We start from the raw sequence: 12,101 nt of genomic DNA on the forward strand, positions 1-12,101 counted from the left end.
TGAGCAGACAGAATATCTGACCCCAGAATGCATCTTTCATGGTCTAACTCCATTATATTTATCATCCTTTTTCTTATATCGACGGATATGTATTTATGAACTAATTGTTCTTTTCAGTATACTACATCAGGGAAGAGAGAACAAGTGTTTCTTTTATACTATAGAGATTTTTTTGAGCAGATATGCTCAGATGTGCAATTCATCTCACCACCTGAAGAGGTGGGAGAATTCTTGCTACATTTGTTAAAATGGCTGATCGTATTGTACTGGTTTCTCAATCTTCTCTGCTGTCTGATCATAGCCAGGGCTTTTCACAACATTTCTCTCAGAGAAAAAAGACACGAACTGTTGGTTCAGCAGATGAGTTTTCTTCAGAAACAGCTGGAATATACAACCGAAATGGAACAAGAATATCAATCTGTGCGAAAATGGAATCACGATATGGAAAACCATCTCTTTTCACTGAATTATCTGATCCGCACCCAAAAATATCTTGAGGCAGATGTATATCTAGAAACAATTCTTTCAGAACTTCCGCCGGAAAAGAGGACTTTATGAAACGAGGCTTTACTATTCTTTTTATAGAATTTTTCTGTGTTCAGGCATCTCTTTTCCTGGGAGCTCTGCTACAGGAATATGCTCTGTTTTGCCAGATAATGCTTCTCTTTTTTCTGGCCCTCACTTACCGCAGGATCTACCTTCTTGCCAGACGATCGCTCAAAAATGCTCAGGAAGAGGCAAAATTTCAGGCTCTTCAGAAGCAGGAACAGTTACAGAAAGAACAGGAGCAGCTGTTTGTTTCCAGAAAGCAGGAGACTCTAGAATTCCAGCAGTCTACCATCCGGAAACTTGAGACACTTCAGAATTACCTGAAAACGAACGAATATGATAAGATCCAGGACTACCTGCCTGCCATAACCGATGATTTTCAGAGAGAACGTTTCCATCCCATCTGTCAGGACAGCCTGATCAACGCCATCCTTGCGGACAAAAGATTTCTTGCCATGCAGAAAAATATCAAAGTTACCTACGAGGTTCTTCTTCCGGAGAAATCCAATATTCCCTCTTCGGAACTGAGCAGTATATTTTTCAACCTGCTGGATAATGGAATAGAAAGCTGCAACGCTTCCGGTTCTGAAGCACCGTTTATCTCTGTAACATCAAAAATGTCCGCCGGTTTTCTTACTGTCCACATGAAAAACAGCAAAGATCCGGCACAACCATTCAACCACAAAACATCAAAAAAAGATATCCCCAACCATGGATTCGGTCTGTCCATAATTGAAGATATCTGTGCAAAAAACGATGGTAGCTGTCAGTGGATCGACAATGGAGATACCTTTGATTCAGTTGTTATGCTGAGATACCAATAAGATTCAGCAGAACATACATATCCTTATCTTTCAGTTCCGCTGCATAATGCTCCACACATTTGAGGCCTTTTGAAATATCAAAATGTTTATCAAAATTCAAAACCTCATCAACTCCAGCTTCTTCTCCCTGGTCAGCTGCTTGATCCGGTACTCCCGGCTCATGGCCTCCTCCTTTGTGGCAAAGCCTTCATAATACACCAGCTTCACCGGCCTTTTGGCCCGGGTATATTTGGCGCCTGCTTTGCCTTCATTATGGGCTTTCATCCGTCTGGCAAGGCAGTTTGTCCAGCCGGTGTAGAGCGTGCCGTCTGCACACTGCACGATGTATGTATAGTTCATAGCAGTCTCCTCTTCTGTAAAAAATTTATGCAATACAATGCCAAATGCCAGTACATTTCCATTTCCGACAGTAGCCACACAGATCGTTGTCGTCCTGTAAGACCGATATCCCGACAGCTGATATCCTTCCTTCTATGTAAAGACAGCCACCAACATTTCTTCAGCAGCCATCCTTCTATACTCAAGCAGCCGGCACAATTCATGTATTTCACTTATAACAAAGATAAAGCAGGTCGGGATTCCGGCTGCGGATTTTCCCACCTGCTTTATTATACGGTCATTTCTTATTTCTGTGAATATGGAATTCACTGCATAGCTGCTCTATAGGTATTCGTATTCTGATCTTGCTGTATTTCACGATCAATAAGCCCAGCCTACTCCATCACATAATTCTTCAGCACATAAATCTTCCCATCACACTCCACAGCCTCCACCTTCACAGCCTGCTCCTGCGTTTCCGGATAATATCTGGTGGCAAAAACAACCTCTCCGCCATTCACATAGATTTCCACAGCTGTAGTATCCGCAAGAACTCTGATGCTTTCGATCACACCGGACGGAACATGCGCCTTACGTACTTTACGTCCGGCACCGGCCTTCTCGGAGAGAGTTAAGATCATATCTCCGTCCTGATATTCCAGGAAGAGATTTTCTCCAAGGCTCACTTTACCCTGCTCACCTTTTACCTGAACATCCAGATCAAACGGTCCATTCACCGGAATCTCCGCACTGGAACCGCTGACAGAAACGCCAGTCTTTCTCAGCTCGTTCAGTTCTTCCACCGGATACTGATAAAGCATTCCGTTTTTATACGTAACTTCCCTTGGAACAGTCAGGCAATGCTGCCAGCCTTCGCTCTCTGCTGTAGGATTCACATACTCCTCATCTGCATCCGGCATTCCCATCCAGCCGATCAGGATCCGTCTGCCCTTTCCATCCTGGAATGTCTGGGGTGCATAGAAATCAAAGCCGTGGTCCCATTCCCGGAAAGCTTTTTCCTCCGGCTTTCCATCCTTCAGGATAAAGTATCCGGACTGATAGATGTTCTGAAAACGGAACTCTTCTCTGATCAGTCCCTGGGGAGATACAGAAAGCACCTCCTGTCCCTCAAGAGTGAAAAAATCCGGGCACTCCCACATGTATCCGAATGCCTTTTCTGTAGTAAGCTCACTGTCAAATTTCCAGTTCTTCAGATCTTCGGATCTGTAAAAAAGTACGGCGCCCTGGTCGCTTTTCTGACGGCCGCCAAGGATCATCCGGTACTCTTCCCCCTCCTTCCAGACCTTCGGGTCACGGATGTGACAGGTGTAATTCTCCGGATAATCCTCGCAGGAAACTGCAACCTCCTTTGTTCCGAAATGAAGGCCGTCCGCACTCTCCACATGAAGAGTGCTGGACTGCCTTCCGTTATTGATATAATCATAATCTCCATCCATCTTGATGTTTCCTGTGTAGAAAAGATGAAGCTTATCTTTCTCCGCAATGGCAGAGCCTGAGTAAACACCATGACAGTCATAAATGCTGTCCGGCAGAAGCGGAACCCCTTCATATCTCCAGCTGATCATATCTTCACTGGAGTAATGTCCCCAGAATTTCAGTCCACCGTTGGCCTCAAACGGAGAATACTGGAAAAACACATGATATCTTCCCTTGTACCAGCATAATCCGTTCGGGTCATTGAGCCATCCCACAGGCGGCATCAGATGATGGGTCAGACGGTTTGTCTGCATCGTCCTATCAACTGCTGCCGTTTCCTCGATTTTTCGCACTTCCTCTGCAAGTACCTTGGTCAGAGAACTCATTTTATTTTACCTCCAGTACTTCAGAACCATTATTTACTGTTCCTTCTGCAAGCATTTTTACTTCTTCATAATCATCGGTATTGGTTACGATCAGCGGTGTGGTCACATCATAGCCGGCTGCCTTAATAGCATCCATATCAAAGGTGATCAGTGTCTGGCCTTTTTTGACCACGTCACCGTCCTTTACATGAGCGGTGTAGAATTTACCGCCAAGTTCAACGGTGTCAACGCCGATATGGATCAGCAGCTCCAGACCACTTTCTGTCGCAAGCCCGATGGCATGCTTTGTGTCAAAAATTGTAGAAACCGTAGCGTCACAGGGTGCTTTTACTTCACCTTTGGACGGAATCACTGCCATGCCCCTTCCAAGGACTTCAGATGCAAAGGTCGCATCTTTTACTTCTGAAAGCGGGATTGCAGTTCCCTCAAGCGGGCTGTAGAGAGTCTGCACACCGCTCTCAGCTGTTTTTTTCTCCGCAGATTTCATCTCAGCATTCTCTGCCGGAGCACCTGCCTTTTTCTCTGTTTCAATATTTTTCCCAGCTGTTTCCTGTACCTCGTCTTTATATCCGAACATCCATGTGAGTACAAAAGCCACACCAAATGCGATGACAAACATGAGTATATAAGAAACCGGATTATTCAGGCACAGCAGGATTCCGAAGATACCGGTAACACCTGTTCCTGTGGCACCAAGACTGCTAATGGAGGCAAAAAGTGCTCCGCATGCACCACCCAGGCAGCCCATGATAAAAGGCTTTCCGAAGCGGAGGTTTACACCGAAGATTGCCGGCTCTGTGATTCCCATGCATGCGCTTAAGGCAGAAGGAACAGCCATGGATTTGATCTTCTGATTTCTGGATTTCAGGCCTACAGCAAGAGCTGCACCACCCTGTGCAATGTTAGCTGCGGATGCAAGTGGCAACCAGTAGGTAACGCCGAATTTGGCCAGCTGTCCAAGGTCAATGATAGTGTACATGTGATGAACACCGGCAACAACAGTCGGTGCATAAAAGGCACCCATGATAAAGCTTCCGATTCCAAATGGCAGTGCGATCAGCCACTGGATCCCATCCAGAAGTCCGTTCTCAACAGCTACGAAGATCGGTCCGATAATGGAAAGTGTAAGATAACCGGTTACAAAAACACTGACAAGTGGTGTTACAAAAAGATCGAACATTGCAGGTACGATCTTATGAAGTCTTTTCTCGATCTGTGCCAGTACCCATACTGCAATGATAACCGGGATCACATGTCCCTGATATCCCACCATGTCAATGGAGTAAAGTCCAAACCATACCTTCTGCGTTGCCTGCACACCCTCTGTTGCAACAGTCCAGGCATTCTGCAGATTTGGATGGATCATGATCATACCGATAACCGCACCCAGATAAGGGTTGGCACCGAATACCTTCGCACCACTGTAAGCGATAAGGATCGGCAGAAATGTATACGCTGTGTTACTGAAAAGCTGTGCAAATACATAAATGGAACCATTGGTGTTAATATTCAGGAAACCGTTGTTTACCATGAAGTTCAGGGCTTCCATGATTCCCATCAAAAATCCGCTGGCTACGATAGCTGGGATGATCGGGACAAAAATATCTCCCAGTGTCTTGATCAGTCTCTGTATTGGATTAGCCTTGGATGCTGCCACCTTCTTAAGCTCATCCTTACTACTCTCTGATATTCCGGCGATCTGGATAAATTCATCATAAACCTTGTTTACAACTCCTGTTCCCAGGATGATCTGCATCTGTCCCTGTGCGAAAAACACGCCCTTCACACCGTCGATGTTCTCTACATATTCCTTATCCGCCTTGTCATTATCCGCAATGACCAGACGAAGCCTTGTTGCACAGTGCGCCGCGGAAATGATGTTTTCTTTCTTTCCTACATGATCATAGATTTCCTGTGCTGTCTTTCTGTAATCCATGTCCTTCCTCCTTTTCTGCTACTGTTCCCGGACAGTCATCTCTTTCTTCTTTCCCTTTCTTCGGATCAGATCTGTCTGTTCTTTCTTCAGCTTCCCGGGATTTATTATCTCTGATCCATTGTTTTTCATTTATTTATGAGATTGATTTCATATATCCATTCATACAAGGAACGATAATCTTTCCATTTTTTTAAGTTTTTTGATGATTTTAACACTTTTCAATGGTTTGTTTTATGTTGTTGCTTGCGTTATTATGTGGAATCGTTCTCATATCTTACTTGTATTATAACTACTGCATTATTATTTGTAAATCCGCAACATCTCACAAATTTCTTCGGTCAAAATTGTACATATTCCATAAGAACAGATGCAAGACAGACAAACCAGTCAGGACATCGCAGAAAAAATCTGGCATTTTTCTGTGTTTGCTCAGCCATAACACAGCACCACACAAAAAAAGAAGCAGGTCTTTTTCTCCCAAAAGATCTGCTCCTGTTCCACAATAACTTATAATTTCTTCCTCTGTCTGCGAGGATATTCTCTGTTACCTGTGAGATTCCCGTTCCACAAGCTCACATCCCATTTTTATTTCCTTGCTGATCCCGGTATCGTTCTCAATAAGATCAGCCAGCATGGCTGCTGCCTCCATTCCGCTGGTCTTATAATAAAAATGTACCGTTGTCAGCTTCGGTTCCACGATCTTACCCGGAACTCCATCCCCAATCCCTGCGATCTGAACATCCTCGGGAATGCGAAGCCCGATCTCCTTCAAATAAGTCATGGCTCCCACCGCCATAGTATCCGTAGCACACACAAGAGAATCTATGGAAGGCTCCTCCTCAAAAAGCTCCTTTGCCATCTCATACCCGGAATCCATGGTAAAGCTTCCAATCTTCATCCTCTCCGGCACGACCTCCAGCTTAGCTTTATGGATAGCATCCATAAAACCCTTTTTCCTGCAGGCACCAACTGCCTCGTCCTTATCTGTAACGCCGATATAGGCAAACTTTTTCCCCTTCTCCGCCAGCTTCTCCGTGACCTGAAAAGCTGCTTTATGATCATCCTGATAAATACATGGATATCCGTCCAGATGCTGTCCCAGGATCACGATCGGTACCTTATAATCCTTCAGCATCTGTTTATGCTTTCTGGTAAACATGGTAGCAATAAAAACCACTCCGTCCACCTGACGTTCTTTAAACAGAGAAAGGTATTTCAGCTCTTCTTCCACATCATTATTGGTATTGGCCAGAATAAGCTGATATCCTCTCCGTGTAAGAATATCACTGATCCCTGTCACCTCACGGCTTATGGTATCTGAATTGATCTTTGGAAGGATGACACCGATGAGACTGGTTTTTTTGGTCCGCAGTGTCTGTGCCTGGGAGGATGGCTGATATCCTGTCTCCTGGATCACCCTGCGGATGACTTCCTTTTTTTCACTGCTGACATATCCATTATTCAGATATCTGGATACCGTAGCTCTGGAAACTCCGGCAAGCCTGGCTATTTCATTAATGTTCATAACTTATGTACCTCTTCTTTTGTCCTGTTATATCCGTCCTTGTATGCATATTTATAATATAGATTATACACGGTTTCTTTCCTGTAAAAAAGATTCTTTTCCTATGTAAATGGAAATTTTTATTACTGCTCACTCCGTTCTCACTAATACGCTTCACAAGACAGAGGATACGGGATGCATATACCTCCCATCCCGTATCCTCCATACTCTGTTTCCAAAAATCTCCCCGGCATATCTGTTTTTCGGTTTTCCCTGTCATTCCAGATATTCAAACGGATCTACTGGCACGCCATCCTTTTTCATTGCAAAATAAAGATTCGGGCCTTCTACAGAATAATATTTGGTAGGTGCACTGATATTTCCGATCACTTCACCCTCCTTTACTGTGTCACCTTCTGCCACAGTAAGGTCCTTCAGCTGCCCATATACTGCCTGATAACCATTTCCCAGCTCCATAGTCACAGTCGTTCCCGTACAGGCATCCTGTACAACAGAAAGCACCTGACCATCAGCCGCTGCATACACCGGCGCATCCTCCACTGCCTGCAAAGCAATGGCAGAGCTCACACGATACTGATCCAAAGTCGGATAATATACGGTTTCATCCATATTGTAATCCACAAGAACCGTTCCTCTGACCGGCCATTCCATAATAGAATCCTCCGTAAAATCCAAAGCCTGTGCCGCAATTCCGACAGCTGAGGTCTCTGCGGTATCTGTGGAAGCTCCAGCTCCGTTATTCACCGCTCCCTCTGCCGATGTATTTCCGGCATTATCTGCTGTATTTCCAGTGCCATCTGTGCGGCTTCTGTCTGCACCTGCCGCCGCAGACACGCTCCTATCATCCGTACCACTTCCATTATCTGCATCTGCCGCTGCATTTTCGGCTGTACCACTTCCTGCAGTCTCACGGATGCTTCCTGTCACTCCATCTGCTCCGGCTTCTGAAGCTCCTGACAGACCTGCTTCATCTCCGGTTTCTCCATCAGAGATCTCATCCTGTGCTACATCCTGCCAGCCATCTCCGGCAGCTGCCGCATCCTCTGCGTTTTCCCCGTCCGAAAGCTCCTCTTCCAGCCCGGTCTCTTCTACCTGTACAGAATTTTCCTCCTGGGGATTTTCTGCGATGGGCTTTGTTCCAAGCTGATAAACAGTAATCCCAAGTGCCGCCACTGCTGCCAGAACACCTCCGTTGATAATACCTCTCACGATTTTACTTTTCATATTCTTTCCACCTCTGTCTGATATGTTCATTTTCAGTAACAGAAAAAACAGTAAAGCTGCCGTTTCGGTCACCATTTCTATATCTATAGAGTGTCCAGAATATGGCTGTCTATTCATTTTTTGAATATTTTTTTATCAGACGTTGCTTCGGATGCCTGACTTTCTTTAATCCTCAGCTTTCAGATCCATCTCCGGAAAATATTTTTCCAGGATTTCCTCCGCACTGCTTCCGTTTTTTGCCATCTCATTTCCACCAAACTGGGAAAATCCCACACCATGACCGCTACCACACACTCGCAGATAATAAATATCATCCTTTTTCTTCAAACTGAAATTCGCGGATTCCAGTCCCATTCCCGCTGCAAAGCTTTCTCCCTCCAGAAGTGTTTCCCCAATCGTAAGCTCTGTCACATAACCGGCACTGTCCCGTTTTTTGATCTTCAGCTCCCCGGAAAGCTGCCCCGCAGGAATTTCCACGATTTTTATATGATCCGGAGATTTTTTATCCTCGCTGCTATCTGCCGATTTCAGATATGTATACGCCTCATCATGAAAAGCCTCTTCCCCGCTGCGGGTTTTCCCTGCGCTTCTCTTATGCCAGGGAGTCAGCCTCACTTTTCCTTCATATGTAAGTACCTGTCCATCCGTCTCTTTTGCTGCCTGCTCATAGATCTGCCTTTTTTCTGCAAAAAAATATCTCCAGACTTCCTCTGTACTTCCGTTTTCCCTCAGGATCTCTGCCAGATTTTTCCCCTCGCCCAGCCACCTTTGAATATTCGACCGTGCGATCACAGTCTGCGCCTTTATGGTTTCTTTTTTCATATCCGGGGAAATCTGCGAAAAAACAATGACCGGGAGATATTCTTCCATATCCGGCACCCTCTCTGCCAGGACCCTCTCTGGTCCATTAATGGTTGCCGCCGAAAAATAAGGAAGAACAATTGCTAAAAACACCAGACAATATCGAAGAAGCGCATATTTTTTCATAAAAAGCACCATAAGCGTTCTTTTTCCTAATATATGTTCTTTTGCCAAAAATTATTATTTGCTGTATACTATAGCAGTTCTATGAATCAATGCATCAAAAAAAGTTATTCCGAACATGTTGCAGTAATTTATGGAAATGCTATGTATCAATCCAAAAAGTATCTGCAGCGATCAGTCCTGCTCACCGCTTATTGCTTGCCACGAATGGAGGTATCACACACCATGCTTGCCATCTTTCTCGCACCATTATATATTCTCATTAATATTTATATCGTCCGCTGGATGATTTTGTGGATGGGTGCCTGCACTCATTTTTTCCAGACCTTTGCGTTCCGGGCATGCTTTGCAGGTGTTTATATTTTTCTGTCCACTTCTCTTCTGACCTGTTTTCTCATCCGGAAGCCCCCTGCGCTCCATCGCATCCTGAAAAATACGGCAAATTATTTTCAGGGAACATTTCTTTACATCCTGATCGTAATCGTAACTACAGATCTCTGCAGACTGATCCTGAAGCATACGCTTCATCCGGCCTGGATGTATTCCCGGAAAGCCTTCGTAGTCACAGGCGCTGTCTGCACCCTTCTGATCATTGGTGTCAGTCTCTATGGGATTTTTAATCAGTGGAACATTAAGACAAAAACTTATGATGTGAAAATAGACAAGCAGGTGAAGGGAATGAACTCCCTGAAGATTGTCCTGCTCGCAGACATTCATTTCGGTTACAGTATCGGAGAAAAACATGCCAGGCTTCTTGTAAAAAAGATCAACGCCGAAGATCCGGATCTGATCTGTATTGCCGGCGATATTTTTGATAACGAATATGAAGGGATCAAAAACCCGAAAAAAACAGCGGCCATTCTCCGTTCGCTGAAATCCAGATACGGCGTTTATGCCTGTTGGGGCAACCATGATCTCAGCGAACCGATTCTGGCCGGTTTTACCTTCCGCAATGCAAAAAAAGATTATGATGATCCCAGAATGCGGAATTTTCTGGAATCTGCCAACATCCGGCTTCTCGATGACGAAACCGTCCTCATAGATAAACGGTTTTATCTGACAGGCCGTAAGGATCCTTCACGCTGCCGAAAAATGTCCGACACCCGTAAGGATCCTGACCAGCTTACAGCCTCCCTTGACAAAACACTCCCGATTATTTTTATGGATCATCAGCCCGGTCAGCTGGATGAAGTGGCAGCCGCAGGCGCAGACCTTGATCTCTGCGGCCATACTCATGACGGCCAGCTGTTCCCTCTGAACATCATCACCGGACTGATCTGGGAAAATTCCTGCGGTTACCTGAAAAAGGGGACTATGCACAACATCGTTACCTCCGGTGCCGGCATATGGGGCCCGAATATGCGTACTGCCACAAACAGCGAGATCTGTTCGATCACAGTACATTTTTATCCTGCATAATTAATCCCCCATAAATTATCAGACTATCAACCAAGAAAGGAGAAAAATCATGAGTGTCACCGTAAATCCAAAAGCCCGACAAATTTTACCGGTTATTCTGGGCTGCTGCGTAATTGGAACTGTTTTTTTTCTGGCAATAACTATCTGTTCCGCCATAAAATATCATGATTACGTACCTGTAGATGCTGTTATATCATCTGTCAGCCGCTCAAATAATCCTAACAAGCCTCATAGTTCCAATTATCATAACTATGTGAAGTACTCTTACACCTACAAGGAACAAAATTACACAGCTGACCGAATCGAGTTTTTACGCCTTGGCAAAGCCCCCGGAAAGCATGTTCAGATCAAATGTGATCCGCAGAATCCAAACCAGATCCAGAATATCTATTCTATGACCATCTCTATTGTCTTCCTAGTAATCCTGATCATAACAGATTTCCTGCTCATTCTTATGATAAAGTCTTAATACTGTACAGCTATGCTCTAATTTTGTCGAAAATGTCCATAATATTTTTTTTATCGCATTGACATACTCCTACCATTGAAATCCTACTCGATGGCTCTGCTGATTCGTTCGTCAGTACGTAATTTTCTATGATATAAAAAAGACGGTTACGCTGAATCACAACGTAACCGTCTTCCACAGATATAAAACAAAATTCCCACCTACTGCCTTGAGCAATAAATGGGAATTTATCTGATCCACTTAAAAAGTGAGGCATCGGGGATTCGAACCCCGGACAACTTGATTAAAAGTCAAGTGCTCTACCGACTGAGCTAATACCCCATATTTACATTAAAACATACCCAAGCTTTTTCTAACCAGCTGTTCATATGTTTTACATTAAAACATGCTCAGGCTTTTTCTAACCAGCCGTTCGTATGTTTTACATTAAAACATGCCCAGAGCCGGAATCGAACCAGCGACACGAGGATTTTCAGTCCTCTGCTCTACCAACTGAGCTATCTGGGCATAAGTAGCGGGGACAGGATTTGAACCTATGACCTTCGGGTTATGAGCCCGACGAGCTTCCAGACTGCTCCACCCCGCGTTATTAAATGTTAAAAGCCGATGATCGGACTCGAACCGATAACCTGCTGATTACAAATCAGCTGCTCTGCCAATTGAGCCACATCGGCATTTAAGTGGATGGAGAAGGATTCGAACCTTCGAAGGCGGTGCCAACAGATTTACAGTCTGCCCCCTTTGGCCACTCGGGAATCCATCCATAATCTATGGGACCTATAGGGCTCGAACCTATGACCCTCTGCTTGTAAGGCAGATGCTCTCCCAGCTGAGCTAAGATCCCATATTTAATTCATTACAGCTAAGCTGTAACGACCCAGAAGAGACTCGAACTCTCGACCTCCGCCGTGACAGGGCGGCGCTCTAACCAACTGAGCCACTGGGCCATTTTAAGGTTTGTACCTTAAAAACTACATACATGCTTGTTGATCGTTAATCAAACTCTTTGAATCAATTCTTAACCTGCGTT

9 protein-coding genes and 7 tRNA genes are annotated in these 12,101 nt (G+C 44.7%); 3 read left to right on the forward strand and 13 right to left on the reverse strand.

Annotated elements, in window-relative coordinates; genetic code table 11:
- The first annotated feature begins 554 nt into the window (after positions 1 to 554).
- Complete coding sequence (locus GPK58_RS10810; RefSeq protein WP_215638641.1) at positions 555 to 1,373, forward strand: ATP-binding protein; 819 nt, start codon at positions 555 to 557, stop codon at positions 1,371 to 1,373.
- Positions 1,374 to 1,469: 96 nt separating this feature from the next.
- Here the strand turns inward: GPK58_RS10810 and GPK58_RS10815 are convergent, their stop codons facing one another.
- The 6 genes from GPK58_RS10815 to GPK58_RS10840 all read right to left on the reverse strand — a co-directional run bounded on the left by GPK58_RS10815 (position 1,470) and on the right by GPK58_RS10840 (position 9,234).
- The gene (locus tag GPK58_RS10815; protein ID WP_118626573.1) at positions 1,470 to 1,712 is read right to left on the reverse strand and encodes a GIY-YIG nuclease family protein; all 243 of its coding nucleotides are present in this window, start codon (positions 1,710 to 1,712) and stop codon (positions 1,470 to 1,472) included.
- Positions 1,713 to 2,086: 374 nt separating this feature from the next.
- The gene (locus GPK58_RS10820; protein WP_215638642.1) at positions 2,087 to 3,514 is read right to left on the reverse strand and encodes a glycoside hydrolase family 32 protein; all 1,428 of its coding nucleotides are present in this window, start codon (positions 3,512 to 3,514) and stop codon (positions 2,087 to 2,089) included.
- A gap of 1 nt (position 3,515) precedes the next feature.
- Positions 3,516 to 5,450 (reverse strand): PTS beta-glucoside transporter subunit IIBCA, encoded by a 1,935-nt coding sequence (locus GPK58_RS10825; protein WP_114002872.1) that lies wholly within the window; start codon positions 5,448 to 5,450, stop codon positions 3,516 to 3,518.
- 544 nt (positions 5,451 to 5,994) lie between these two features.
- On the reverse strand, positions 5,995 to 6,975 hold the full coding sequence (locus GPK58_RS10830; RefSeq protein ID WP_021652887.1) for a LacI family DNA-binding transcriptional regulator: 981 nt from the start codon (positions 6,973 to 6,975) through the stop codon (positions 5,995 to 5,997).
- A 255-nt stretch (positions 6,976 to 7,230) separates the two neighbouring features.
- Entirely contained in the window at positions 7,231 to 8,199 is a 969-nt protein-coding gene (locus GPK58_RS10835) for a M23 family metallopeptidase (protein ID WP_084449199.1), read from the reverse strand.
- 165 nt (positions 8,200 to 8,364) lie between these two features.
- Positions 8,365 to 9,234, reverse strand: coding sequence for a SpoIID/LytB domain-containing protein (locus GPK58_RS10840; RefSeq protein ID WP_173769039.1), 870 nt, complete (start codon positions 9,232 to 9,234; stop codon positions 8,365 to 8,367).
- 174 nt (positions 9,235 to 9,408) lie between these two features.
- On the opposite strand from GPK58_RS10840, the gene GPK58_RS10845 reads away from it, so the two are divergent.
- Together GPK58_RS10845 and GPK58_RS10850 are read left to right on the forward strand one after the other, a co-directional pair.
- Positions 9,409 to 10,602: a metallophosphoesterase gene (locus tag GPK58_RS10845; protein ID WP_215638643.1), complete on the forward strand. Its 1,194-nt coding sequence runs from the start codon at positions 9,409 to 9,411 to the stop codon at positions 10,600 to 10,602.
- A 49-nt stretch (positions 10,603 to 10,651) separates the two neighbouring features.
- Entirely contained in the window at positions 10,652 to 11,071 is a 420-nt protein-coding gene (locus GPK58_RS10850) for a DUF3592 domain-containing protein (RefSeq protein WP_092071782.1), read from the forward strand.
- 248 nt (positions 11,072 to 11,319) lie between these two features.
- On the opposite strand, the gene GPK58_RS10855 is transcribed toward GPK58_RS10850, so the two are convergent.
- The 7 genes from GPK58_RS10855 to GPK58_RS10885 form a co-directional block, all read right to left on the reverse strand.
- Positions 11,320 to 11,392 (reverse strand) — tRNA-Lys (locus GPK58_RS10855).
- Between the two features lie 113 nt (positions 11,393 to 11,505).
- Positions 11,506 to 11,578 (reverse strand) — tRNA-Phe (locus tag GPK58_RS10860).
- Between the two features lie 5 nt (positions 11,579 to 11,583).
- Positions 11,584 to 11,657: transfer RNA gene (locus GPK58_RS10865), tRNA-Met, on the reverse strand.
- Between the two features lie 15 nt (positions 11,658 to 11,672).
- Positions 11,673 to 11,745, reverse strand: a tRNA-Thr gene (locus tag GPK58_RS10870).
- 7 nt (positions 11,746 to 11,752) lie between these two features.
- Positions 11,753 to 11,834, reverse strand: a tRNA-Tyr gene (locus GPK58_RS10875).
- A gap of 8 nt (positions 11,835 to 11,842) precedes the next feature.
- Positions 11,843 to 11,915, reverse strand: a tRNA-Val gene (locus GPK58_RS10880).
- Between the two features lie 29 nt (positions 11,916 to 11,944).
- Positions 11,945 to 12,018 (reverse strand) — tRNA-Asp (locus GPK58_RS10885).
- Positions 12,019 to 12,101: the final 83 nt, after the last annotated feature.

Source organism: Blautia sp. MCC270, from assembly GCF_018785605.1.
Taxonomy (GTDB): domain Bacteria; phylum Bacillota; class Clostridia; order Lachnospirales; family Lachnospiraceae; genus Blautia_A; species Blautia_A fusiformis.